This window comes from Streptomyces broussonetiae (assembly GCF_009796285.1).
Classification (GTDB): domain Bacteria; phylum Actinomycetota; class Actinomycetes; order Streptomycetales; family Streptomycetaceae; genus Streptomyces; species Streptomyces broussonetiae.
In genome coordinates this window covers 7,017,488-7,042,131 of the sequence record NZ_CP047020.1, presented here as the reverse complement: position 1 = coordinate 7,042,131, position 24,644 = coordinate 7,017,488, and the positions used below count along the sequence as shown (strand labels likewise).

Here is a 24,644-nt window from a genome sequence, read left to right as displayed (position 1 = left end):
GGAAAAGAGCAAGGTCGAGCAGGCCGCCCGCGCCGGAGGCGGGCGGCCGGTGGGGGCCGCTCGGGTCAGCCGGCGACGACGGCCCCGGCCGCCGCGACACCGCAGACCCGGGCGGCGCCGTAGGTGGCGATGTGCAGGGCGCCGCGCGGGGCGGCCTGCGGCAGGCCCATCTCCACGACGACGGTGTCGGGGCGGGCGGCGAGCAGGGTGTCGAGTGCGGTGCGCATCCAGTCGTGCCGGTGCTCGTCGCGGACGACCGCGACGATCCGGCGGCCGTCGGCCGCGACGAGGGCCTCCTTGCCCGCGCCGTCGCCGGTGAAGGTGCCGGTGGTGGTGCCGGGCAGCAGCCGCTCCAGTTCGGTGGCCACACCCCACGGGGTCTGGTCCCCGACGGCGATGTTGCGGGCCGGTTCGAACTGGGCGACGTACACGGGTGCGGTGAGCGGTGCGGCGGCGCCGGTACGGGTGAGGCGCAGTGCGCGGCGGGCCGCGACCAGGCCGATCTCGGGGTCGGCCGGGGTCTCGGCGGCAGCGCCGCGGGCCCCGGCGGTCCATGCGGCGAGCGCGCGCACCCGGGCGGCGGCGTCGGCGAGGCGTTCCTCGGGCAGTTCACCGGAGCGTACGGCGGCTACCAGGGCGTCCCGGAGCCCCAGCACGGTGCCCTCGTCGCACAGCCCGCCGCCGACGCAGATGGCGTCGGCGCCGGCCGCGATGGCGAGGACCACGCCGTGTTCCAGACCGTAGGTGCCGGATATCGCGCGCATCTCCATGCCGTCGGTGACGATCAGGCCCTGGTAGCCGAGTTCGCCGCGCAGCAGCTCGGTGAGGATGCGCGAGGAGAGGGTGCCCGGCCGGTCGGGGTCGAGGGCCGGGACGAGGATGTGCGCGCTCATGATCGCCCGGGTGCCGGCGGCGATGGCCGCGCGGAACGGGGGCAGTTCGCGGGCGAACAGGGTGTCCGCGTCGACGTCGATGCGGGGGACGGCGTGGTGGGAGTCGACGTTGGTGTCGCCGTGGCCGGGGAAGTGCTTGGTGCAGGCGGCGACGCCGGTGGACTGCAGCCCCTCGACCCAGGCGGCAGTGTGCCGGGCGACCAGGTCGGTGCTCGCGCCGAAGGAGCGGACGCCGATGACGGGGTTGTCGGGGTTGGCGTTGACGTCTGCGGACGGCGCCCAGTCGAAGGTGACGCCGCAGGCGGCGAGCCGCCGGCCCAGCTCGCGGGAGACGGCCCGGGTGAGGTCGGGGTCGTCGACGGCGCCGAGGGCGTGGTTGCCGGGGAAGGCGGAGCCGGTGCGCACGTCGAGGCGGGTGACGTCGCCGCTCTCCTCGTCGATGGCGATCAGCAGGTCGTCCCGCTCGGCGCGCAACTGGGCGGTGAGTGCGGTGACTTGTTGCTCGGTGACGACGTTGCGGCCGAACAGGGCGACCGAGGCGAGGCCCTCACCGAGGCGGCGGCGCACCCAGTCGGGCGCGGTGGTGCCGTCGAAGCCCGGCTGCAGTACCGCGAGGGCGTCCCGGGTGAGGGTGTCGCGCGCGGCGGAGCCGCTGTCGGACGCGGTGGTGGCGCGTGTGGTCATCGGCGGGGTCATCCCTTCACGGCGCCGTCGGTCAGACCGCTGACAGCCTTGCGTTGCAGGAAGATGAAGAGGATCAGGATGGGCAGCGCGAACAGGGAGGACGCGGCCATCGTGGCGCCCCAGTCGTCACCGAAGGCGGTCTGGAACTGCGACAGCCACAGCGGCAGGGTCTGCTTCTCGATGTCCTTGTTGAGGATCAGGACGAGCGGGAACTCGTTCCAGGCGGTGATGAACCCGAACAGCGAGGTCGCCATGAGCCCAGGCGCGAGCAGCGGGAAGATGACCTTGCGGAAGGCCTGGCCGCGGGTGCAGCCGTCGACCATCGCCGACTCCTCAAGCTCCTTGGGCACGGCGGCGATGTAGCCGCGCAGCGTCAGGATCGTGAGCGGCAGCACCATCATCGTGTAGAAGACGGTGAGGGGGACGAGGCTGTCCAGCATGTCGTTGTCGCGCACGATCATGTAGATGGCGATGATCATGACCTCCCAGGGGGCCATCTGCGCCAGCATGAACGTGACGATGAGCCCGCGCCGGCCCTTGAACCGCATCCGGGCGAGGGCGAACGCGGCGAACAGGGCGATCAGGAGCGAGAACACCACCGAACAGACCGTCACGGTGATGGAGTTGAGGACCAGCGTCCAGAAGTGGTCGGCGTGGACGGCCTTCTTGAAGTGGCCGAGGGTGACGTTCGTCGGGAACCACACCGGGGTGTCGGCGATGATGTCGTTGGTCGGCTTGAAGGCCGTCGCGAACATCCAGTAGACGGGGAACACGAAGCCGACGAAGAGGACGACGGCGGTCGCGTTGGGCCAGATACGGCCGAAGAGCGAGCGCTTCACAGCTCGTCCTCCTCTTGCTTGAGCACCATGCGCAGGTAGTACGAGGTCATGACGAGCAGCACCAGGATGGTGAGGAACGAGATCGCCGCGCCGACCCCGAAGTGCTGGTTGCCGACGCCCTCGACGTAGGCGTAGACCGGCAGGGTCTCGGTGAGGCGGTCGGGGCCGCCCTCGTTCATGGCGAAGACCTGTGGGAACGCCTTGAAGACCCAGATGACCTCGAGGAAGGTCGTGGAGTACAGGAACGGCCGCAGGAAGGGCAGGGTCACGGAGGTGAAGCTCTGCCAGGCGCCGGCCCCGTCCAGGGCGGCGGCCTCGTACAGCTCCCTGGGGATCGTGGTGGTGGCGGCGTAGAGGTTGATCGCCACGAAGGGGATCGACATCCAGACGATGAGCAGAGTGATCACGGAGAACGTGGAGAACTGGGTGCCCATCCAGTTGTAGTCGGCCATGGAGTGCCAGCCGAGCTTGTCCAGGACCCAGTTGACGACGCCGTAGCGCTGGGCGAACAGCCACTGGTAGACGGTGGTGGCCGCGATGACGGGCATGGCCCAGGCCAGGACGAGGCCCACCAGGAGGGTGAGTCGCATCTTCTTGCCGAGGCGGGCCAGCAGCAGTCCGATCAGGGTGCCGAACACCATGATCAGGACGACGTTGGCGGCGGTGAAGAAGATCGAGCGCTCGACGACCTTCCAGAAGTCCGAACCGGTCAGGACCTCTTTGTAGTTGTCGACGCCGTTCCACTCGGTGAGGTGCTGGATGAGCTGGCGCGGGTTGAGGTTCTGGAACGACAGCATGCCGTTCTTGACCAGGGGCCAGCCGAGCAGGACCAGGGTGGCCAGCAGCGCCGGCAGCAGCAGGAGGTAGGGGGCGGCGGCGCCGCGGGACGCGGACCCGGAGTCACGGCCCGTACCCCGCGGCGGCCCGGGTATCCGGGCCTTGCGGACAGCGGGCTCCCCGGCCGTGTCCGTGCCTTGGGTCTGCACTGACATGAGTTGCCATCTCTTCCATGGCCGAACCGGCCGTACGAACGACTGAGCCGGGGGCGCCTGCGGGCGCCCCCGGCGCGGGTCATCAGTTCTGCTGGGCCAGGCGCTTGTTGATCTCGCCCTCGACGTCCTTGGCGGCCGCCGCGGGGTCCTTGCCGTTCAGCACGGCGGTCATGTACGACTTGATCGGGTTCGGGGTGTTCTCCACCGCGGCCCACTCGGGGATCAGCGGCGTGGTGCCGCCGACGGCGGCGCCGGGCGCGGCGGCCTCGGCGGCGGCGTTGCCCTGGAGGTTGGTCTGCAGCGACGTCTTGTTCGGGACGATGCCGTTGAGCTTGGCCAGTTCGCCCTCGTTCTGGTCGGACAGCGCGACCTTCAGGAACTCCTTGGCCAGGGACTGCTTCTTGCTGTTCTGGGCGACGGCGAGGTTGGAGCCGCCGAGGAAGACGCCCTCGGGCTTGCCGGCCGTCTCGCCCGGGATGGTGAAGTAGCCGATCTGCTTCTCGATGGCCTTGTTGGTCTGGATGGCGGTGGCGGCCTCCCAGCCCATACCGATGAACGCGCCGGTCTTGCCCTTGGCGAAGATCGTGGCCTGCTGCGGGGTCGCCTCGTCCTTGTCCCTGGGGGCCTTGGAGTAGGAGGCGTACTTCTTGTAGGTCTCCATGGCCGCGGAGACCTTGGGGTCGGCGAGGTTGGAGACGTACTTGCTCCCCTGCTTCTTCACCAGGTCGCCGCCCTGGCCAATGATCAGGCCGTCGAGGAAGTACCAGTTCTGGCCCGGCAGGTAGAGGGGCTCGGCGTCGGTCTTCTTGCCGATGGTCTCCAGGTCCTTGAAGAACTCGTCCCGGGTCTTGGGCGTGGACGTGATGCCGGCCTTCGCCCAGATCGCCTTGTTGTAGATGACGACGCGGTTGGCGAAGTACCACGGGGCGGCGTACTGCTTGCCGTCGAAGACGGAGGACTGCGAGACCGACGGCGTCCAGTCGGCGCCGATCGCCTTCTTGACGTCGGTGAGGTCGGCGAGGCCGCCGGTGGCCGCGTAGGCGGGGGTCTGGGTGTTGCCGACCTCCAGGACGTCCGGCGGGTTGTCCTCGGAGAGGGCGGTGGTGATCTTCTGCTGGATCCCGTCCCACTTCTGGATCTCGAACTTCACCTTGGCGCCGGTCTGCTTCTCGAAGGCGGCCTGGACGTCCTTGGTCCACTGCGGCGGCGCGGAGCCGTCCATGGTCCAGACGGTCAGCGTCTGGCCCTTCCAGCTGTCGGGTCCCGCGTCCTTGGAGTCGTCCTTGCTGTTTCCGCCACACGCCGCAACGGAGACCATCATGCCCGCGATCACGATCGCGGAAGCGAGCTTGCGCTTCACGCCACCCTCCTCAGGGATGCCACTTTCCCCCCACGCCCTCGGCGGTGACCTGCGTACGACGCTGTTGCACGTAGGGCTCGGGACCTGGCCACTAATGGTGTAGACCAGTACGGTGGAGCTTGGCCTAGACCTTTCGGGGTGTCAAGGGTGGTCCGGAAAGCCGGTGGAGGCCGTTACGAGAACGTCACCGGAGCGCCTCCGTCCGCATACGCCCCTTTCGCCCGGCGGTGACCGCCGCGCGCCAGTTGGACTAGACCATAGGGCAGTTGGTCGCTATAACGGGAGCCCACCGACACAGCCGGGAAGGCAGGCATGACCACCGACGTCAGCAGCGCCCAGCCGCACAGGGGGGTGCCCGGCCGCACCGCGCGCGTGCCGAAGTACTACCGGATCAAGCAACAGCTGCTGGCCATCACCGAGGCGCTGCAGCCCGGTTCGGCCATGCCCGCGGAACGCCTGCTCGCCGTCCGGTTCGACACCTCGCGGACCACCATCCGGCAGGCGCTCACGGAACTGGTCGGCGAGGGGCGGCTGGACCGGATCCAGGGCAAGGGCACCTTCGTCGCCCAGCCCAAGCTGTACCGCACCCTCCAGCTGACCTCGCACACCGAGGACATGCGCGCCCAAGGTCTCACGCCCGCCTCGCAGATGCTGGACATCGGGGAGATCCCGGCGGACGAGAAGCTCTCGGGGCTGCTGGGTATCGGGCTCGGCGAACGGGTGCTGCGCGTCGAGCGGCTGCGGCTGGCCAGCGGCGCTCCCATGGCGATCGAGACGACCCACCTGTCCGCCCGCCGCTTCCCCGGCCTGCGCCGCACACTGCGGACGCAGGCCTCGCTGTACACGGCGCTCGCCGAGGCGTACGGCGTGCATCTCGCGGAGGCCGACGAGACCATCGAGACCTCGCTGTCCACCCCGCGCGAGGCGCAGTTGCTCGGCACCGACGTGGGGCTGCCGATGCTGCTGCTGTCCCGGCACTCACGGGACGCGCAGGGCACCCCGGTGGAGTGGGTTCGCTCGGTGTACCGGGGTTCCCGCTACAAGTTCGTGGCCGCCCTGCGCCGGCCCGCGCCGCGGCACACGCAGGAGTGAGCGCGGCGGCTCGGCCGCAGCGCAACCGGGCAGGCCGGGGCGAGGGCCGCCGTGGCACCGGGCGGCCCGCCCCCTGTCCGGGCCGCTCGGCGTACGGCCGGGGTCACTGCTTCGCGAGCTTGACGTCCTGGTCCTTCTCCGCGTGGAAGAAGGGCAGCAGCGGGATGATGCCCTCGGGTCGCATCTCCATGAGGGTGGCCTCGACGTGGGCCGTGCCGGCCTTGAAGGTCTCCGACGAGGTCTTGCCGGTGTTCTGCCAGTGGTGCTCGGCTCCGTCGCACTCGGCGGCGCTGCCGCCGATGCCGTGCTTGACCTGGGAGTCGCCCTGGCTGATCGACGAGGTGACGAACACCGGGCCGGTGCCCTTGGTGCAGCGGTAGGTGCCGGAGAGCGTGACGGTGCCGTCCGAGGCGAGCTTGCCGGTGGGGTCGACCGTGATGCTCTCGGAGGGGTCGGCGCCGGCCGGGCCGGCGGCGACGCACAGCAGGGCGGCTGTGCCGATGGCCGCGGCGAGCGCGGGGCGAACAGGCATGGGGTACCTCCCGGATCCATGGGGTTGAGGGCTCCACTGGTACCGGGCGGCCGTGCCGCAGGGCGTGACCGTCACTCCATCGGTGGCGCGTCATGGAACCGTCCGGGAGTTGTCCGGGTGTTGTCACGCTTCACGGCGATCGGTTCCGGCGCGTTCACGCCGGTCGCATGGTCTGAGTGTGACGGGTGGCGGCCGGACCCGCCGGCCCCCGCACGTTCCGATGTGGAGGTGCGCCATGTGCTCCTGCCGGTCCTCGTACCCCGCGTCCGCCCCGGCCTCCCGGCACCCGGTGGCCGCCCACCCGGAACAGGGCTGGACCCTGCTGTGCGACGGCTCGATCGTCTTCGACGACAGTGGCGAACTGTATCCGGACGGCAGCGTGGTCCCGCCCCGCAGGCTCCCGGCGGAGCGACTCGCCGCAGCGGCCTGAACCACCGCGGCACGGCCCGCGCCGGCAGCAGGGCGGGCCGGCCGTGGCGGTCACGGCGACCGCCACGGCCACGGCGGCTACGGCAGTACGGCGAATCCGTCCAGTTCCACCATCGCCTGCTCGTCCCACAGCCGTACGACCTGCACGACGGCCATCGCCGGATAGTCCCGGCCCGCCAGGTCCCGCCAGATACGGCCCAGTCGGCCGGCCTGGGCGCGGTATGCGGCGACGTCCGTGGCGTAGACCGTGACCCGGGCGAGGTCGGCCGGGGTACCGCCGGCCGCGCGCAGTGCGGTGAGGAGACTGCCCAGCGCCTTCTCGAACTGCTCGGGCAGTGTGTCGCCGGTGATCTTGCCGTCGGCGTCGAGGGCGGTCTGGCCCGCGAGGAACACCACGCGGGAGCCGGACGCGACGACGGCGTGCGAGAAACCGGTGGGCGGGGACAGTTCGGGCGGGTTGACGCGCTCGGTCGTCACCGGTCCTCCTGTTCGTGGGCTTGGGCGTACAACTCCTTGGCGATGATGCCTCGTTGGACCTCGCTCGCGCCCTCGTAGACACGGGGTGCGCGCACCTCGCGGTAGAGGTGCTCGAGGAGGTGGCCACGGCGCAGGGCGCGGGCGCCGTGCAGCTGGACGGCGGTGTCGACGACGTACTGCGCGGTCTCGGTGGCCAGCAGCTTGGCCATCGCGGCGCGCCCCGCGACACCGGGCGCGCCCCGGTCGTACGCCGTCGCCGCCGCGTACACCATCAGCCGGGCCGCCTCGGTGCGCAGCGCCATCTCGGCGACCTGGTGGGACACGGCCTGAAGGTCCATCAACCTGCCCTTGAACGCCTCGCGGCGACGGGTGTGCCCGATCGTCGCGTCGAGCGCGGCCTGGGCCATGCCGACCGCGAACGCGCCGACGCTCGGGCGGAAGAGATTGAGGGTGCCCATGGCGACGGCGAAGCCGCGGTCCCGCTCGCCGAGCAGGTCGTCGGCGGTGACGGGCACGGCGTCGAAGCCGAGGGCACCGATGGGGTGCGGGGAGAGCATCTCCAGTGCGGTGCCGGTGAGTCCGGGACGGTCGGCGGGGACGAGGAACGCGGTCACGCCCCGGGCTTTGGCGTCCGGTGTGGTGCGGGCGAAGACGGTGTAGAAGTCGGCCTCGGGGGCGTTGGAGATCCAGCACTTCTCGCCGGTCAGCCGCCAGCCGTCGCTGCCGTCGGGCTCGGCCGCGAGGGACAGCGCGGCCGCGTCCGACCCGGCCCCCGGCTCGCTCAGCGCGAACGCGGCGACCGTGCTGCCGTCGGCGACCCCGGGCAGCCAGCGCTCGCGCTGCGCCGGGCTGCCGTGGGCGTGCACCGGATGGGTGCCGAGGCCCTGCAGGGCAAGGGCGGTCTCGGCCTCCGTGCAGGCCTGGGCGAGCGACTCCCGCATCAGGCAGAGGTCGAGCGCGCCGGAGGTGAACAGCCGCCGAAGCAGCCCGAGCCGGCCGAGTTCGGCGAGCAGCGGCCGGTTGACGTGCCCCGGCTCGCCCTTGCCGGCGAGCGGGCGCAGCCGCTGCGCGGCCAGCTCCCGCAGCTCGGCACACCAGGCGGTCTGCTCCGGTTCGAGTGAGAATGCGGGCACTGCCGGTCCTCCCTCCGGGGCGGGCCACGCCGGCCCGTTCCCCGTCTCCCTCCGACGTTATCGCGCACAGTTGACTGCCGTCACCAACACGATACGCTCGAGGCGCGAGCCCACCACAGAGTCCGTCTGTCACGGCAAGGGGGCGCACCGCCATGCACCGCTCGGCCCACGTCGACACCTTCGCGCGCGACCACCTGCCCCCGCCGGACGAGTGGCCCGAACTGCGCTTCGACCTGCCGGAACTGGACTACCCCGACCGGCTGAACTGCGCCGCGGAACTGCTGGGCCACACCGCGGCCGACCGCCCGGTCTTCCGCACCCCGGCCGGCCCCGGCTGGACGTACGGGGAGTTGCGCGAGCGCGTCGACCGCATCGCGCACGCGCTCACCGGCGACCTGGGCGTGGTCCCCGGCAACCGGGTGCTGCTGCGCGGCCCGACCACGCCCTGGCTCGCCGCCTGCTGGCTGGCCGTACTGAAGGCGGGCGCCATAGCGGTCACCGTGCTGGACCGGCAGCGCCCGCAGGAGCTGGCGACCATGTGCGACATCGCCCTGGTGCGGCACGCACTGTGCGACATCCGGTCGGTGGAGGACCTGGCCAAGGCCGACATACCCGGGCTGCGGATCACGACATACGGCGGTGACGGCCCGGACGACCTGCTCAACCGCCCGGTGCCCGGCACTCCGTACCCGGCTGTGGACACCGCCGCCGACGACGTCGCCCTGATCGCGTTCACCTCCGGCACCACGGGTCGCCCGAAAGGGTGCATGCACTTCCACCGGGACGTGCTGGCGATCGCCGACACCTTCTCCCGGCATGTGCTGCGCCCCCGTGCGGACGACGTGTTCACCGGCAGTCCCCCGCTCGGCTTCACCTTCGGCCTCGGCGGGCTGGTGGTCTTCCCGCTACGGGCCGGCGCCAGCAGCCTCCTGCTGGAACAGGCAGGTCCCCGGCACCTGCTCTCCGCCATCACCGCGCACCGGGTCTCGGTGCTGTTCACCGCGCCGACCGCCTACCGCGCCATGCTGGAGGAGCTGGACGGGCACGACCTCTCGTCGCTGCGGCGCTGTGTGTCGGCCGGCGAGAACCTGCCCGCGGCCACCTGGCGGGCCTGGCACGAGCGCACCGGCGTGCGCCTCATCAACGGCATCGGCGCCACCGAACTGCTGCACATCTTCGTGTCGGCCGCCGACGAACGCATCCGGCCCGGGACCACCGGCGTGCCGGTGCCGGGCTGGCAGGCGCGGGTCCAGGACACGGACGGCCGCCCGGTGGCCGACGGCGAGCCCGGACTGCTGGCCGTGCGCGGCCCCGTCGGCTGCCGCTATCTGGCGGACCCGCGCCAGCGGGTGTACGTGCGGGACGGCTGGAACGTCACCGGTGACACCTACGTCCGCGAACCCGACGGCTATCTGCGCTATGTGGCCCGCGCCGACGACATGATCATCTCCGCCGGGTACAACATCGCCGGACCGGAGGTGGAGGATGCGCTGCTGCGCCATCCGGACGTCATGGAGACGGCGGTCGTGGGCCGCCCCGACGAGGCGCGCGGACAGGTGGCCGTGGCCTACACGGTGCTGCGCGAGGGAGCACCGCACGACCCCGAGGCCCTGCGCACCTTCCTGCTTTCCGAACTGGCACCCTACAAATGCCCGCGCGAGTTCGTCTTCCTGCCCGCCCTTCCCCGCACGGCCACCGGCAAGTTGCAGCGGTTCCGCCTGCGCACCGATGGTGACCAGCAGTGATGCCGAAGACCTAAAATGATCAACGTGTCCGAGCAGCACGCCCCCCGGTCCCTCATCGTCACGCTCTACGGCGCGTACGGCCGCTTCATGCCCGGCCCCGTGCCCGTAGCCGAGCTGATCCGACTGCTGGCCGCGGTCGGCGTGGACGCGCCCTCCGTCCGCTCCTCGGTGTCCCGGCTCAAACGGCGCGGCCTGCTGCTCCCGGCCCGCACGGCCACCGGCGCGGCCGGCTACGAACTCTCCCCCGAGGCACGCCAGTTGCTGGACGACGGCGACCGGCGCATCTACGCCACCGCACCCCCCGAGGACGAGGGCTGGGTGCTGGCGGTCTTCTCCGTGCCCGAGTCGGAGCGGCAGAAACGGCATGTGCTGCGCTCCCGGCTGTCGGGCCTGGGCTTCGGCACCGCGGCCCCCGGGGTGTGGATCGCCCCGGCCCGGCTGTACGACGAGACGGAACACACCCTGCGCCGACTCCACTTGGACCCTTACGTCGACTTCTTCCGCGGTGAGCATCTGGGCTTCGCGGCGACGGCCGAGGCGGTCGCCCGCTGGTGGGACCTGACCGCGATCGCCAAGGAGCACGAGGGGTTCCTGGACAGGCACGCTCCGGTCCTGCGCACCTGGGAGCGCCGCACGGGCACCCCGCCCGAGGAGGCCTACCGCGACTACCTGCTCGCCCTAGACTCCTGGCGCCACCTGCCCTACAGCGACCCCGGCCTGCCCTCCCAGCTGCTGCCCGCGGGCTGGCCGGGCGTGCGCTCGGCGGAGGTCTTCCGCGGGCTGCACGCACGGCTGCGGGACGCGGGGGCGGAGTTCGCCGGGGTGCGAGGGACCGGCCGGGTGTGACGGGCCGGCCGGGCGTGCGGGATCAACCGGGCGTGCAGGATCAGCCGGATACGAGGGGTCAGCCGGATACGAGGGGTCAGACGCAGCACCGGCAGTACAGGTGCGTGCCCGCGCCCCGGGCCCGGCTGGCGAGGCCCGCGAAGCTGCGGATGGTGGCCTCGCAGTCCGGGAAGTCGGTGAAGTCGACCTCCTCTATGTCGTACCACTGGAGCGCGAGCATCGGCACGTGCTCCTCCTCTATGGCGGCGAGCCGGTCCCGCCAGGCGTCGGGCAGCTCGGTCAGGTGCAGCCCCGAGTCCCACGGCGACTCGGCACCGGGCGCCGCGGGCCGCTCGGGGGGCCACTCCCGGGCGTCCGGCCAGAGCAGCTCCGGCCCGGTGCCATGGACGTCGTACGGCCTTCCCTCCGCGAACGCGACGAGTTGCCCGAGGACGACATGGGGGTCGATGCCCTTCATGTCGATCCAGTCCGCGCCCGCCTCGTCGAGGGACTGGCCCTCCGCCAGCCAGTCCCCGCCCGGTCCGATCGCCCAGTCGAGGGCCGTCGGCCGGTCGGCCGCCGCGAAGTAGTCGAACAGCACACCCATGATCGCTCCGTCCCCTTCGCCTCTTGCCTTCGAGTAGAGCAGACGGCACTGACACGTCAGCGATCGAGGGTCAGCCGGGGCTTCGGGGCGTCCGTGCGGCCGGTCTGCGGGGGGCGGCTGCCCGCGCGGTAGGGGGCGGGCCAGCGGACACCCGGGCCGTCGTAACCCTGCTCGGCCGCCGCGTGCAGGGTCCAGTGCGGGTCGTACAGGTGCGGGCGGGCCAGCGCGCACAGGTCGGTGCGTCCGGCGAGGATCAGGGAGTTGACGTCGTCCCAGGAGGAGATCGCGCCGACCGCGATCACCGGCATCCCCGCCTCGTGCCGGATCCGGTCGGCGAACGGCGTCTGGTACGACCGCCCGAACTCCGGCCGCTCCTCGGCCACCACCTGCCCGGTGGAGACGTCGATCGCGTCGGCGCCGTGCGCGGCGAAGGCGCGGGCGATCCCGACGGCGTCCTCGGCACTCGTCCCGCCCTCGGCCCAGTCGGTGGCGGAGATGCGGACGGTCATCGGCCGTTCGGCCGGCCAGACCGCGCGGACGGCGTCGAAGACCTCCAGCGGGAACCGCAGCCGCTTGTGCAGTGAGCCGCCGTAGGCGTCGCTGCGCCGGTTGGTGAGCGGGGAGAGGAAGCCGGAGAGCAGATAGCCGTGGGCGCAGTGCAGTTCGAGCAGATCGAACCCGGCTCGGGCGGCCCGCCAGGCGGCGGCTGTGAACTGCTCGCGAATGTCGGTCAGTTGGGCCCGGGACAGCTGGCGCGGCAGCTGGCTTCCCGGCTTGTACGGCAGCGGGGAGGCGGCGACGAGCGGCCAGTTGCCCTCGGGCAGCGGTTCGTCCATGCCCTCCCACATCAGCCTGGTGGAGCCCTTGCGGCCCGAGTGGCCGAGCTGGACGCCGATCGCGGTGCCGGGGGCCTGGGCGTGCACGAAGTCGGTGACCCGCCGCCATGCCTCGGCCTGCCGGCCGGTGTAGAGACCGGCGCAGCCCGGGGTGATCCGGCCCTCCGCGCTCACGCACACCATCTCGGTCATGACGAGCCCGGCGCCGCCGAGTGCCCGGGCGCCCAGGTGGACGAGGTGGAAGTCGCCGGGGACGCCGTCGGTGGCGCAGTACATGTCCATCGGCGACACCACCACCCGGTTGCGCAGGGTCAGACCGCGCAACCGGAAGGGGGTGAACATCGGGGGCGTGCCGGGCGGGCAGCCGAACTCGCGCTCGACGGCCTCGGTGAAGTGCTCGTCGCGCAGCCGGAGGTTGTCGTGCGTGACCCGGCGGCTGCGGGTGAGCAGGTTGAAGGCGAACTGGCGCGGCGGCTGCCCGAGGTGCAGCCGCAGGTTCTCGAACCACTCCAGGCTGGCCCGGGCGGCCCGCTGGGTGGAGGCGACGACGGGCCTGCGCTCGTCCTCGTACGCCGCCAGCGCCCGCGCCACGTCCGGTTGTTCCTCGAGACAGGCGGCCAGCGCAAGGGCGTCCTCGACGGCGAGCTTGGTGCCGGAGCCGATGGAGAAGTGGGCGGTGTGGGCGGCGTCGCCCAGGAGAACGACGTTGTTGTGGGACCAGTGGTCGTTGACCACCGTGCGGAAGGTCGTCCACGTCGAGTTGTTGGAGTGCAGCGGGCGGCCGCGCAGGGCGTCGGAGAAGATCTTGGCGCAACGCTCGATGGACTCGTTCGGGGTGACGTCGTCGAGTCCGGCCGCCCTCCAGACCTCCTCGCGCATTTCGATGATCACGGTGGAGGAGTCGGCCGCATACGGGTAGCCGTGCAGCTGCATCACGCCGTGCTCGGTCTCGGCGATCTCGAAGCGGAAGGCGTCGAAGGGGAAGTCGGCGCCCAGCCAGATATAGCGGCAGCGGTGCGCCGTCACCTGGGGGTTGAACACATGAGCGTAGGTCTCACGGGTGGTGCTGTGCACACCGTCGGCGGCGATGACCAGGTCGTACTGCGCCGACAGCTCGTCCGGATGCGGGGCCTCGGTGCGAAAGCGGATGTCCACGCCGAGGGAGCGGCAGCGCTCGTGCAGGATCTGCAGGAGGCGGCGTCGGCCCAGCGCGGCGAAGCCGTGTCCGCCCGAGCGGTGGGTCGTACCCCGGTGCACGATGTCGATGTCGTCCCAGCGGACGAAGTCCCGTTGCAGGGCTTCGTAGACCACCGGGTCGGCGTGTTCGATGCCGCCGAGGGTCTCGTCGGAGAGGACCACGCCGAAGCCGAAGGTGTCGTCGGGGGCGTTGCGTTCCCACAGGGTGATCTCACGGGCCGGGTCAAGGCGTTTGAGCAGGGCGGCGGCGTACAGACCACCGGGACCGCCCCCGATGACGGCGACCTTCATGTCACCTCCCCTGCCACTTGGGCGGGCGCTTCTCCGTGAAGGCCGCGTGGAACTCGGCGTAGTCCGCGCCGTTCATCAGCAGCGCCTGGGTCGAGGCGTCCAGTTCGATCGCCGCCGCCAGGGGCATGTCCAGCTCGGCGGTCAGCAGGGCCTTCGTCTGGGCGTGGGCCAGGGCCGGGCCGTCGGCCAGGCGGCGGGCCAGGGCGTGGGCCGCCTCGTCCGCCCTGCCCTCCTCCGTCAGCTCGCTGATCAGTCCGATGCGCTCGGCCTCGGGGGCGCGGACCGGTTCTCCCAGCATGAGCAGGCGGGTGGCGTGGCCGAGGCCGACGACCCGGGGCAGCAGGTAGGCCGCGCCCATGTCGCCGCCGGACAGGCCGACGCGGGTGAAGAGGAAGGCGAAGCGGGCCGAGGGGTCCGCCACCCGGAAGTCGGCCGCGAGGGCGAGCACCGCTCCCGCGCCGGCCGCCACCCCGTGCACGGCGGCGATCACCGGGAAGGGGCATTCGCGGATGGCCCGCACCACCTGGCCGGTCATCCGGTTGAAGTCGAGCAGCTGGGCGGTGTCCATGGCGAGGGTGGCGCCGATGATCTCGTCCACGTCGCCGCCGGAGCAGAAGCCGCGGCCCTCGCCTGCCAGCACCAGGGCGCGCACCGCGCGCTCCCGGGACAGTTCGGCGAGCAGGTCGCGCAGGTCGGCGTAGCCGCCGAAGGTGAGGGCGTTGAGCTTGTCGGGCCGGGCGAGGGTGACCGTGGCGACCCCGTCGGTGAGACGGACCCGCAGATGCTCCCAGTCGGGGGTGCGGGCGGCGGAGCCGGTGAAGGGACTCATGACGTGCGGCCTCCTAGGGCGGCGGTGCCGTACGTTGCTCTGTGTCCCCTGAATTTATCACTCGTTTGTGACTGTCGTCACGAGCACGCGACAAGTACGCGCCGATCGGCCGGCCGGTCACAGCCGTCACCGATCGGCGACAGGGTCGTAACAGCGGGCACGGAGGTGCGAGGCGGGGCGTTCGCCCGGGTAAGCCGCCGGTACCGGGGCCGAAGGTCCCGGGCGAAAGCCCGTCGACCGCGCCTGTGGCCGGGGCCCGTACCATTCCTACAGTCGAAAGCAGGACAGCCTGCTCCATGAACGGACTCGCCTTGCACGAACGCTCCACCGAATCGGCCTCCTGGCGCATCGCGCTGCCGCACACCGCCGCGGCGGTGCCCGTGGCGCGCGCTCTGGTGCGTACGGCGCTCGCCGAGGTGGAGCACGCGGCCGACAGCGACACCGCGGAGCTGCTCACGGCCGAGCTGGTGGCCAACGCGGTGGAGCACACCGCCGGGCGCGGCCCGATAGAGCTGGTGGTGGAGCTGCTGCCGACCGGCTGCCAGGTCGAGGTGCACGATCCGGACCCGGCGCCGCCCGGCCATCTGGCCCGGCCGGTGATCGAGGCGCCCGACCCCTGGCAGGAGGGCGGGCGCGGGCTGCTGCTGATCCGCGCCCTCAGCTCGTCCTGCGGGCACCGCCCCACCCCGTCGGGCAAGGCGGTGTGGTTCACACTGCCTGCGGTTCCCGCTCAGCGCCGGCCGGCGTGACCTCGGGCGGCGCACACGGCGCCGGCCCCATACGAACACCTCGTTCGGAACGCCGGCACCCAGCCGCGTTCACCGATTGGCGGCCAGCACTGCCGCGAGGCCCTCTTTCAGATCTTTGACGAAATACTCGGGAACCTCCAGAGACGGGAAGTGTCCCCCGATTTCGGGCGCCCTCCACCGGACGATCTGCCGGTACCGCTCCTGTGCCCAGGGGCGCGGACACTTCTCGATGTCGCGGGGATACATACTGATCGCCGACGGGACGTCGACCCGAAGTTCGGGGTCCAGCGAGTTGTGGCTTTCGTAGTAGATGCGGGCCGACGATGCGCCGGTCCGCGTCAGCCAATACAGGGTGACGTCGTCAAGAACCCTGTCTCTGGAAATCGTCTCGAACGGGCTGTCCTCGGTGTCCGACCACTCGGCGAACTTGTCCAGGATCCAGGCAAGAAGCCCGACCGGTGAGTCGACGAGCGAGTAGCCGATGGTCTGCGGCCGGGTCGCCTGCTGCTTCGCGTACGCCGCGCGGTGGCGCCAGAAATCGCGGGTCTCCTCGGTCCACTTGCGCTCGACCGCCGTCAGCCCGTCCGTTGTCAACCCGGGCGGCGCCTCCGCGAACGTCGTGTGGATGCCGAGAACATGCGCCGGGAACCTGCCGCCGAGGACCGTGGTGATATTGCCTCCCCAGTCGCCGCCGTGGGCTGCGAACTTGCTGTAGCCGAGCCTTTCCATCAGCTCCACCCATGCGGCCGCGATCCTTTCGGTTCCCCACCCGGTGGTGGCCGGTTTGTCGCTGTACCCAAATCCTGGTAGCGACGGGACCACGACGTGGAACGCCGGCGCTGCGGCGTCTTTCGGATCTGCCAGCTCGTCCACTACATCGATGAACTCGGCAATGCTGCCCGGCCAGCCGTGCGTCAGGAGCAGAGGAGTGGCATCTGCGCGCGCGGATCGGCGGTGCAGGAAGTGGATTCCCAGATCATCAATGGTCGTGCGGAACTGGCCGATACGGTCGAGGCGCTCTTCGAACGAGCGCCAGTCGTACCCGGTGCGCCAGTAGTTCACGACATCGACGAGGTCGGCGAGAGGAACACCCTGTTCCCATCGGCGATGGCCGGGCGCGGCGCGATGGACCGTCTCGGCCTCCGGTAGTCGCGCCACGGCCAGTCGCGCGCGCAGATCGTCGAGGTCGGCGTCAGTTGCGTGGGCTTCAAATGCTTGCACGTCGCTGGTCGGACGGGGCATGAGACCTCCTGACCGTCGTGGAACCGGCTACGGTCCGTTGTGAACCGGCTATGGCGGTTCTAGCAGCCCTCCGAGCCACGACGCAACCAGCTAAGGTGGTTCCATGCCTGCTGCGTTCCCTGACTTCCGCCTCGGCAACGTGCTGGCGACCAGCTTCACGGGGACCCTGTCGGAGCGTCACGGCAACGCCGTGGAGCGCATTCCCACGCCGCACCGACTCGTCGACTGGCTGGCGGTGAACGGCCTCGCCGTGGACTCCTGCACCCCAGCCCAGCTCGACCTCGCCCGGGAACTGAGGGAGTCGATTCACGCCGCCGCGACAGCCGCCGCGATCCAGCACGCTCTCCCCGCGTCCGCTGTCCAGGTCATCAATGACTGCAGCGCTCGGGGTCGGGCCGCGGCGATCCTGACGCCCGAGGGTGAGCGGAAATGGCGGCTCGGCTCGGCTTCCAGCGTGGAAGATGCCCTCAGCGTGATCGCCGCCGACGCGATCAGCATCATCGCAGGCGAACGAGACGGAAAACTGGCCCTGTGTGCATCACCGACCTGCCAGGCCGCCTTCTTCGACACCAGCCGAAGTCGCACCCGTAGATGGTGCGACATGAACACGTGCGGGAATCGCCAGAAGAAAGCGCGCTTCAATGCCAACCAGCGCAAGAAACTCGGATCGGCGCAGTGATCGTCACCCTCGGTACATCCAAGTGGGCCCCACGACTTCCTGCACTGCCCATCCCTGAGACCTCGGTCGCGCCGGCGACCCGCTCCACAACGCCCGCCGCACCCCTGCACACCGCCGCGGGCAGGGGGTGCCGCGAGTGGTTCACACTGCCTGCGGTTCCCGTTCGGCGGCGGCGCCCCGCGTGACCTCGGGAGCCGTCCCGGCCAGCGTGGAGCGACGGCGGCCGTAGGCGACGTAGACCGCGAGGCCCACCACGAGGAACACGGCGAACTGCAGCCAGGTCCGCCAGCCGGTCTCGTACATCAGGTACAGGCAGAAAGCGATGCCGAGCAGCGGGCCCACGGGGTACAGCGGCACCCGGAAGCTGCGGTCGAGGCCCGGCTCGCGACGGCGCAGGGCCATCACCGCGATGTTGACGACGGCCATGATCGCGAGGGTGCCGATGGTGCACAGGTTCATCACGGCGTCCAGCGAGGCGAAGGCTGCCGGGAGCGCGAAGACGGCCGCGACGATCAGGGTGCCCGCGACCGGGGTGGAGGTCTTGGGGTTGACCTTCTCGAAGACGCGCGGGATCAGGCCGTCCCGGGACATCGACATCAGGATGCGGGTCTGGCCGTACATCACGGCGAGGACGACGGAGGCGATGGCGACGACCGCGCCGAAGGCGATCACCGCGCCGCCGACGGTCGAGCCCGTGACCTCGTTGACTACGTAGGAGAGGGCCGCGGGGCGGCCGGCGACCTGCTTGCCGCCGATGGCGCCGGTCGCGGCGAGTGCGACCGCGCAGTACAGCAGGGTGACCAGGCCCATGCAGACCATGATCGCGATCGGGATGTCCCGGCGCGGGTTCTTCGCCTCCTCACCTGCGGTGGTGATCGCGTCGAAGCCGATGTAGGAGAAGAACGCGGCGGTGGTGCCCGCGCCGATGCCACCGAGGCCGGCCGGCGAGAACGGGGTGAGGTTTCCGTGCTTGAAGGCGCTGTAGCCGATGACGCAGAAGGCCAGCAGGATGACGAGCTTGACCGCGGCCATGGCGGCGGTGGCCCGGGCGCTCTCGCGCACGCCGCGCACCAGCAGGACGCAGGCCATGGCGATGACGATCACGGCGGGCAGGTTGATGACCCCGCCGTCGCCGGGGCCGGCGGACAGGGCGGCCGGAAGCTGCAGGCCGGTGAGGCTGTGCAGCAGTTCGTTGACGTACTGGCTCCAGCCGACGGCGACGGCCGAGACGGAGACGCCGTACTCCAGCAGCAGGCACCAGCCGACCAGGAAGGCGGTGGTCTCGCCGAGCCCGGCGTAGGCGAAGGAGTACGAGGAGCCGGAGACCGGGATCGCGCCGCCCAGCTCCGCGAAGGAGAAGGCGGTGAAGACGCAGGTGATCGCGGCGAGGACGAAGGAGACGACGACGGCGGGGCCGGCCTGGGCGACAGAGTCGGACAGGCCGACGAAGATGCCGGTGCCGACGATGGCGCCGACCCCGAAGCAGATGAGCTGGAAGAGGCCCATCGTGCGCTTGAGGCCGTGTCCCTCGCGGTCGGCACCGGATTCGGCGACCAGCAGGTGCGGGGACTTGATGCGGGGAGCGGGCATGCGGGTGGTGCTCGTTTCTGGGCGGTGCAGGCGACCCTGAGGGGGCCGTCGTGGTCGTGCGGGCGACCGGGTGAGGTCGCGGGGGCGGCCCGGAAAGGGGTGTTTCGGGCCGCCTGTCAGGATAAGGCCTGGTAGGGCCGGTCAGGCAACGCTGTGTGACGCACCCGCCAAGGTGGCCACGAGGACCGCCTTGATCGTGTGCATCCGGTTCTCCGCCTCGTCGAAGACGACGGAGTGCTCGGACTCGAAGACCTCGTCGGTGACCTCCAGCTCGGTCAGCCCGTGCCGCTCGTGGATCTCGCGACCGACGGCGGTGCCGAGGTCGTGGAAGGCCGGCAGGCAGTGCAGGAACTTCACGTCCGGGTTGCCGGTGGCGCGCAGCACGTCCATGGTCACGGCGTACGGGCCGAGCAGCGCGATGCGCTCGTCCCAGACCTCCTTGGGCTCGCCCATCGACACCCATACGTCGGTGGCGATGAAGTCGGTGCCGCGCACCCCCTCCCGCACGTCCTCGGTGAGCGCGATCCGGGCGCCGGAGGCGGTGGCGAGCTGCCGGGCCAGCTGGACGATCGTCTCGTCCGGCCACAGCACCCGGGGCGCGACGATCCTCACGTCCATGCCGAGCAGGGCGCCGGTGACCAGGTAGGAGTTGCCCATGTTGTAGCGGGCGTCGCCGAGGTAGGCGAAGGCGACGTGGGCCAGGGGCTTGTCGGTGTGCTCGGTCATGGTGAGCACGTCGGCGAGCATCTGGGTGGGGTGCCACTCGTCGGTGAGGCCGTTGTAGACGGGAACGCCGGCGTAGATGGCCAGCTCCTCGACGACGCCCTGTCCGTGCCCGCGGTACTCGATGGCGTCGAACATCCGGCCGAGGACGCGCGCGGTGTCCTTCACGGACTCCTTGTGCCCGATCTGCGAGCCGGCCGGGTCGAGGTAGGTCGTGTGGGCGCCCTGGTCGGCGGCGGCGACCTCGAACGCGCAGCGGGTGCGCGTCGAGGTCTTCTCGAAGACCAGTGCGATGTTCCGGCCGCGCAGGTACTGCGTCTCCACGCCCGCCTTCTTGGCGGCCTTCAGCTCGGCCGCCAGCTCGACCAGGCCGCGGAACTCCTCGTCGGTGAAGTCCAGCTCCTTGAGGAAGTGGCGGCCGGCGAGGGCGGTCGGGACTGTCGCCATGGGGGCGCTCCGGGGGTACGGGGGGACAGGAACTCTGGAATTCTATACGACATCCTGAATTAATATTCAGCCCCGCACGGTCCGCTTCGTCACACCGGGTCCCGCTCCACCGGGCAGCTCATGCACCGGGGGCCACCCCGGCCCCGCCCCAGCTCGCTGCCCGGGATCTCGATCACCTCGATGCCCTGCTTGCGCAGATGCGTGTTGGTGGTCGCGTTCCGCTCGTAGGCGACGACGACCCCGGGCTCCACGGCGAGCACGTTGCAGCCGTCGTCCCACTGTTCCCGCTCGGCGGCGTGCACGTCCTGGGTGGCGGTCAGCACCCGGATCTCGCCGAGCCCGAGGGCGGCGGCTATGGCGCGGTGCATGTGCTCCGGGGGGTGGTCGGTGACCTTCAGCTCCTTGTCGCCGACGCCCGGCTCGATGGTGTACGAGCGCAGCATGCCAAGGCCCGCGTACTGGGTGAAGGTGTCACCGTCGACCATGGTCATCACGGTGTCGAGGTGCATGAAGGCGCGCCGCTTGGGCATGTCGAGCGCGACGATCGTGCGCGCGGAGCCGGCCGCGAACAACTGGTGGGCCAGCATCTCGACGGCCTGCGGGGTGGTCCGCTCGCTCATGCCGACCAGGACCGCGCCGTTGCCGATCACCAGGACGTCACCGCCCTCGATGGTGGAGGGGTGGTCCGCCTGCCCCTGCGACCAGACGTGGAACGTTTCGTCACGGAACAGCGGGTGGTGCCGGTAGATCGCCTCGAAGTGCACGGTCTCGCGCTGCCGGGCGGGCAGCCGCATGGCGTTGATGGCGACCCCGTCGTAGACCCAGGCGGAGGTGTCGCGGGTGAACAGGTGGTTGGGCAGGGGGCCGAGGAGGAAGTCGTCCAGGTCCATCACATGGAAGCGGACGGACGTCGGCTCCGGGTTCGCCTCGAGGAACTCCCGCTTGGTCATGCCGCCCACGAGCGCCTCGGCCAGTTCCGGCGCGGGCAGGGCCGCGAAGGCCGCGCGCAGATGGTCGGTGGCGAGGGGGCCGTACTCCTTCTCGTGGAAGACCCGGTCCAGGACGAGGGCGCGGGCCTCGGGCAGTTCCAGGGTCTCGGCCAGCAGGTCGCCGAAGAGGTGGACGGCGACGCCGCGATCACGCAGGACGTCGGCGAATCCGTCGTGCTCGGCGCGCGCCCGGCGCACCCACAGCACGTCGTCGAAGAGGAGGGCGTCCTTGTTGCTGGGGGTGAGCCTTTTGAGCTCCAGATCGGGCCGGTGCAGGATCACCCGACGCAGCCGCCCGGTCTCGGAATCGACACGGTATGTCATGCCTCCATCCTGGCCGCAGCCGACCGTCTTCACGCTCTTGTCGGCCGTTTCTGCCACTTCCTGTTCTCGTCCCATTGACGAGAACAGGAATCCCCAGTTATCGTCTCGGTGACGAAAATAAGGGGCGGAAAGCAAGGGGGACCCCATGGTCGACATCACCCGGCGCCTGGGCCTGCGTCACCTGCGGGGGGCGCCGACGGCACACATCCGGCACCACCGCTCGGGCACGCTGGTGCACGACGGGCCCGGGCTCAGCTTCTGGTTCCGGCCGCTGACCGCGGCGCTGTCCGAGGTACCGGTCGACGACCGTGAGCTGGCGATGACCTTCCACGCCCGGACGTCCGACTTCCAGGACGTGTCCGTGCAGGCGACGGTCACCTACCGGGTCGCCGACCCGGCCGTGGCCGCCGCCCGCCTGGACTTCTCCGTCGACCCGGACACCGGCGCCTGGCGCGGCACCCCGCTGGAGCAGCTGGGCACCCTGCTCACCGAGACGGCACAGCAGCACGCGCTCGACGTCCTGGCACGTACGCCCTTGTCGGCGGCCCTGGCCGACGGCGTCGCGGCGGTGCGGCAGCGGATCGCCACCGGGCTCGCCGCCGAGCCACGGCTGCCGGCGACCGGCATCGAGATCGTCGCCGTCCGCGTGATGGCACTGCGGCCGGAGCCGGAGGTGGAGCGGGCCCTGCGCACCCCGGCCCGGGAACAGATCCAGCAGGAGGCCGACCGGGCGACCTACGAGCGGCGGGCCGTGGCGGTCGAGCGGGAGCGGACCATCGCCGAGAACGAACTGGCCAGCCGTATTGAACTCGCCCGTCGCGAGGAGCAGTTGGTGGAGCAGCGGGGCACCAATGCCCGCCGCGAGGCCGAGGAGCAGGCGGCCGCGGACGCGGTGCGTGCCCGGGCCGAGGCGGAGCGCTCGGTCCTGCAGGCCGAGGCGGAGGCCGCACGGTCGGTGAAGCTCGCCGAGGCCGAGGCCGAGCGGTCCATGAGGCTCGCCGACGCCGAGGCGGCGCGCTCGCGCACGCTCGCGGGGGCCGAGGCCGCCACGTCCCGGCAGCTGGCCGAGGCGGAGGCCGAGCGGACAGAGCTGCTGGCCGACGCCGAGGCGGCGCGTGCCGTACGGGCCGCCCGGGCCGAGGCCGAGGGCGCGCGCGAGCTGGGCGAGGCACAGGCCGAGGCCCGGGCCGCCTGGCTGCGGGTGCACGCCGACGCCGGTGTCGACGGGACGGGGACCCTGCAGGCGCTCACCGCGATCCGGCTCGCGGAGAACCTGCCGCGCATCGACAGCGTGACCGTCTCGCCGGACGTGCTGACCGGGCTGCTCGCCAGACTCGCCCCGGGGGCCGGCGGATGAGCCTCGCCCCGCGCGCCGTACTGGTCCACCGCACCACGGAGTACGAGGAGTTGGTGGCCCGGCACGGCACACACGGCCAGGCCGCGTTCTTCCTCGCCTCCCGGGGCCGGGACATCGAAGAGGTCGCCGAACGCCACCGTCGCGCCCGGCGGGCGCTGACCGAGGTGACCGCGGCGGTCGCGCCGACATGGCGTCAGGCACAGGTCGAACGGGGTGACCTGGACCGGTTCCTGTTCGCTCCCGAGGACGTGGTCGTGGTGGTCGGCCAGGACGGACTGGTCGCGAACACGGCCAAGTACCTGACCGGCCAGCCGGTGATCGGCATCGACACCGACCCCGGCCGCAACCCCGGTGTGCTGGTGCGGCACCGCCCGGCGGACGCCGCGAAGTTGCTTGCGGCGATGGGCACTTCGGCCCCGCCCGGATCTTCGGTGGACGAACTCACCATGGTGGAGGCCGTCGCCGACGACACCCAGCGCCTGCTCGCGCTCAACGAGATCTACCTGGGCACACCCGGTCATCAGACCGCCCGATACCGCCTGGGCCTGGAGGGCGACGGGGGTGTCGTCGAGGCCCAGGCGTCCTCCGGGGTGCTGGTGGGAACCGGCACCGGCGCGACCGGCTGGCTCCGCTCCCTATGGCAGGAGCGGAGCAGCCGGATCGCGCTGCCCTCCCCCACCGAGGACCGGCTGGTCTGGTTCGTCCGCGAGGCCTGGCCGTCACCGGCCACCGGTACGACCCTGGTGGCCGGCGAACTCGGAGCCTCGACGGCCCTGACGGTCACCGTCGAGTCCGACCGCCTCATCGCCTTCGGCGACGGCATCGAGACGGACGCGATCCAGCTGACCTGGGGTCAGACGGTCCGCGTCGGGGTGTGCGGGCAGCGGCTGCGGCTGGTCGGCTGACCGGGTGCTCGGCTACAGCCGCGGGTCCACCGGCTCCGACTCCAGCGCCAGCACCCCGAACACGACCTCGTGCACCCGCCACAGCGGCTCGCCGTCCGCGAGCCGTTCAGGGACTCCAGGCCGAGGACGTACTCCCGCAGGGCGAGGGACCGCTTGTGGTTCAGGAAGCGCCGGCGCAGGCGGGTGAGGTTGTCCGGGCGGGTGTACTCGGGGCCGTAGAAGATCCGCAGGGACTCACGGCCCCGGCACTTGATGCCGGGCTGGACCAGCCTGCCGTCCGGGCCCCGGACCAGCGCGCCGACCGGCTTGACCACCATGCCCTCGCCGCCGCGGCCGGTCATCTCCAGCCACCGGTCGACACCCGCACCGAACGAGGCCGGGTCGCCGGTGTCGACGTAGAGCCTTCTGGTCGTCCGGAGCAGTCCGGTGCCAGCGGCTCGAACAGGCGGTGGACGAGGCCGGAGCCGCCGCGCGCGGGCAGCGCGGGCACCTCGACGCGCAACGGCCTCGGCTGTCCCGGGAGTTCCGGGCGGGCGGCGCACACCCCGCGCATGGCGCTGGAGAAAACACCGCTGAGCGCAACCGCGAGCGGCGAGGAGGCCGCGTAGGGGCGGTCGTTGACGTACTGCGCGAGCGCCGCGTCGGGTGCGCCGCCGCGGCCCTTGCCCTTGCCCCGCCGGACCAGCGCCACCGTGTCGATCTCCAGCAGCAGCGCAGCCGTGCAGCGCTGATCGTCCGCCTCGGGGTAGAAGACATGGGCAGTGCCGTAGGACGTGGAGAACTTCTGTGCCTTGCCGGGGTGCTTGTGCAGCAGGAACCCCAGGTCGGTGGCCGGGTGGTCGGCGTCGCCGCGCGTCGAGATCGTCAGGACCACCCGT

At 71.3% G+C, this 24,644-nt stretch carries 22 protein-coding genes and 1 pseudogene; 8 read left to right on the top strand and 15 right to left on the bottom strand.

What is annotated here, in order from left to right:
- Window positions 1–65: 65 nt before the first annotated feature.
- The 4 genes from GQF42_RS32455 to GQF42_RS32440 all read right to left on the bottom strand — a co-directional run bounded on the left by GQF42_RS32455 (window position 66) and on the right by GQF42_RS32440 (window position 4,768).
- Entirely contained in the window at window positions 66–1,577 is a 1,512-nt protein-coding gene (locus GQF42_RS32455; RefSeq protein ID WP_158925846.1) for a glycoside hydrolase family 3 protein, read from the bottom strand.
- Between the two features lie 8 nt (window positions 1,578–1,585).
- Window positions 1,586–2,416: a carbohydrate ABC transporter permease gene (locus GQF42_RS32450; RefSeq protein WP_158925844.1), complete on the bottom strand. Its 831-nt coding sequence runs from the start codon at window positions 2,414–2,416 to the stop codon at window positions 1,586–1,588.
- The gene (locus tag GQF42_RS32445; protein ID WP_158925842.1) at window positions 2,413–3,408 is read right to left on the bottom strand and encodes a carbohydrate ABC transporter permease; all 996 of its coding nucleotides are present in this window, start codon (window positions 3,406–3,408) and stop codon (window positions 2,413–2,415) included. Before GQF42_RS32445 ends, GQF42_RS32450 begins: the two co-directional genes overlap by 4 nt.
- Window positions 3,409–3,490: 82 nt before the next feature.
- Window positions 3,491–4,768, bottom strand: a complete 1,278-nt coding sequence (locus GQF42_RS32440) for an extracellular solute-binding protein (RefSeq protein ID WP_158925841.1) — start codon at window positions 4,766–4,768, stop codon at window positions 3,491–3,493.
- A gap of 312 nt (window positions 4,769–5,080) precedes the next feature.
- On the opposite strand from GQF42_RS32440, the gene GQF42_RS32435 reads away from it, so the two are divergent.
- Window positions 5,081–5,860, top strand: coding sequence for a GntR family transcriptional regulator (locus GQF42_RS32435; protein ID WP_158925840.1), 780 nt, complete (start codon window positions 5,081–5,083; stop codon window positions 5,858–5,860).
- Between the two features lie 103 nt (window positions 5,861–5,963).
- Here the strand turns inward: GQF42_RS32435 and GQF42_RS32430 are convergent, their stop codons facing one another.
- Window positions 5,964–6,392 carry a DUF6299 family protein gene (locus GQF42_RS32430; protein WP_158925839.1) on the bottom strand — a complete coding sequence of 143 codons (429 nt, stop codon included), beginning with the start codon at window positions 6,390–6,392 and terminating at the stop codon, window positions 5,964–5,966.
- A 235-nt stretch (window positions 6,393–6,627) separates the two neighbouring features.
- On the opposite strand from GQF42_RS32430, the gene GQF42_RS32425 reads away from it, so the two are divergent.
- Window positions 6,628–6,822 (top strand): DUF5999 family protein, encoded by a 195-nt coding sequence (locus GQF42_RS32425; RefSeq protein WP_158925838.1) that lies wholly within the window; start codon window positions 6,628–6,630, stop codon window positions 6,820–6,822.
- Between the two features lie 77 nt (window positions 6,823–6,899).
- Here GQF42_RS32425 and GQF42_RS32420 read toward each other — a convergent pair whose 3' ends face one another.
- Window positions 6,900–7,298 carry a RidA family protein gene (locus GQF42_RS32420; RefSeq protein WP_158930828.1) on the bottom strand — a complete coding sequence of 133 codons (399 nt, stop codon included), beginning with the start codon at window positions 7,296–7,298 and terminating at the stop codon, window positions 6,900–6,902.
- Window positions 7,295–8,431: an acyl-CoA dehydrogenase family protein gene (locus GQF42_RS32415; RefSeq protein WP_158925837.1), complete on the bottom strand. Its 1,137-nt coding sequence runs from the start codon at window positions 8,429–8,431 to the stop codon at window positions 7,295–7,297. Before GQF42_RS32415 ends, GQF42_RS32420 begins: the two co-directional genes overlap by 4 nt.
- A 152-nt stretch (window positions 8,432–8,583) precedes the next feature.
- On the opposite strand from GQF42_RS32415, the gene GQF42_RS32410 reads away from it, so the two are divergent.
- Window positions 8,584–10,176: an AMP-binding protein gene (locus GQF42_RS32410; protein ID WP_158925836.1), complete on the top strand. Its 1,593-nt coding sequence runs from the start codon at window positions 8,584–8,586 to the stop codon at window positions 10,174–10,176.
- Window positions 10,177–10,191: 15 nt separating this feature from the next.
- Window positions 10,192–11,022 carry a PaaX family transcriptional regulator gene (locus tag GQF42_RS32405; RefSeq protein ID WP_158925835.1) on the top strand — a complete coding sequence of 277 codons (831 nt, stop codon included), beginning with the start codon at window positions 10,192–10,194 and terminating at the stop codon, window positions 11,020–11,022.
- A 76-nt stretch (window positions 11,023–11,098) separates the two neighbouring features.
- On the opposite strand, the gene GQF42_RS32400 is transcribed toward GQF42_RS32405, so the two are convergent.
- From GQF42_RS32400 to GQF42_RS32390, 3 genes are read right to left on the bottom strand one after another with little or no spacing between them, the layout of a single operon-like run.
- A complete protein-coding gene (locus GQF42_RS32400) occupies window positions 11,099–11,608 on the bottom strand; it encodes a hypothetical protein (RefSeq protein ID WP_158925833.1) in 510 nt (169 codons plus the stop codon).
- A 56-nt stretch (window positions 11,609–11,664) separates the two neighbouring features.
- On the bottom strand, window positions 11,665–13,932 hold the full coding sequence (locus GQF42_RS32395; RefSeq protein ID WP_158925831.1) for a bifunctional salicylyl-CoA 5-hydroxylase/oxidoreductase: 2,268 nt from the start codon (window positions 13,930–13,932) through the stop codon (window positions 11,665–11,667).
- A 1-nt stretch (window position 13,933) separates the two neighbouring features.
- A complete protein-coding gene (locus GQF42_RS32390; protein WP_158925829.1) occupies window positions 13,934–14,761 on the bottom strand; it encodes an enoyl-CoA hydratase family protein in 828 nt (275 codons plus the stop codon).
- 296 nt (window positions 14,762–15,057) lie between these two features.
- Here GQF42_RS32390 and GQF42_RS32385 point away from each other — a divergent pair, with 296 nt between their 5' ends.
- Complete coding sequence (locus GQF42_RS32385) at window positions 15,058–15,510, top strand: ATP-binding protein (RefSeq protein WP_158925827.1); 453 nt, start codon at window positions 15,058–15,060, stop codon at window positions 15,508–15,510.
- A 69-nt stretch (window positions 15,511–15,579) separates the two neighbouring features.
- Here the strand turns inward: GQF42_RS32385 and GQF42_RS32380 are convergent, their stop codons facing one another.
- Window positions 15,580–16,752 carry an epoxide hydrolase family protein gene (locus tag GQF42_RS32380; RefSeq protein ID WP_158925825.1) on the bottom strand — a complete coding sequence of 391 codons (1,173 nt, stop codon included), beginning with the start codon at window positions 16,750–16,752 and terminating at the stop codon, window positions 15,580–15,582.
- A gap of 103 nt (window positions 16,753–16,855) precedes the next feature.
- Here GQF42_RS32380 and GQF42_RS32375 point away from each other — a divergent pair, with 103 nt between their 5' ends.
- Complete coding sequence (locus GQF42_RS32375) at window positions 16,856–17,431, top strand: CGNR zinc finger domain-containing protein (RefSeq protein WP_158925823.1); 576 nt, start codon at window positions 16,856–16,858, stop codon at window positions 17,429–17,431.
- 141 nt (window positions 17,432–17,572) lie between these two features.
- Here GQF42_RS32375 and GQF42_RS32370 read toward each other — a convergent pair whose 3' ends face one another.
- The 3 genes from GQF42_RS32370 to GQF42_RS32360 form a co-directional block, all read right to left on the bottom strand.
- Window positions 17,573–19,021 (bottom strand): amino acid permease, encoded by a 1,449-nt coding sequence (locus GQF42_RS32370; RefSeq protein ID WP_158925821.1) that lies wholly within the window; start codon window positions 19,019–19,021, stop codon window positions 17,573–17,575.
- Between the two features lie 141 nt (window positions 19,022–19,162).
- On the bottom strand, window positions 19,163–20,191 hold the full coding sequence (argF, locus tag GQF42_RS32365; protein WP_158925819.1) for an ornithine carbamoyltransferase: 1,029 nt from the start codon (window positions 20,189–20,191) through the stop codon (window positions 19,163–19,165).
- 89 nt (window positions 20,192–20,280) lie between these two features.
- Window positions 20,281–21,504: an arginine deiminase gene (locus tag GQF42_RS32360; protein WP_158925817.1), complete on the bottom strand. Its 1,224-nt coding sequence runs from the start codon at window positions 21,502–21,504 to the stop codon at window positions 20,281–20,283.
- A gap of 145 nt (window positions 21,505–21,649) precedes the next feature.
- Between GQF42_RS32360 and GQF42_RS32355 the strand changes: the two genes are divergently transcribed.
- Window positions 21,650–22,861, top strand: coding sequence for an SPFH domain-containing protein (locus GQF42_RS32355; protein WP_158925815.1), 1,212 nt, complete (start codon window positions 21,650–21,652; stop codon window positions 22,859–22,861).
- Entirely contained in the window at window positions 22,858–23,766 is a 909-nt protein-coding gene (locus GQF42_RS32350) for a ferredoxin reductase domain-containing protein (protein WP_158925813.1), read from the top strand. Before GQF42_RS32355 ends, GQF42_RS32350 begins: the two co-directional genes overlap by 4 nt.
- A 12-nt stretch (window positions 23,767–23,778) precedes the next feature.
- Here the strand turns inward: GQF42_RS32350 and GQF42_RS47750 are convergent.
- Window positions 23,779–24,640: pseudogene (locus tag GQF42_RS47750) on the bottom strand (hypothetical protein).
- Between the last annotated feature and the right edge of the window lie 4 nt (window positions 24,641–24,644).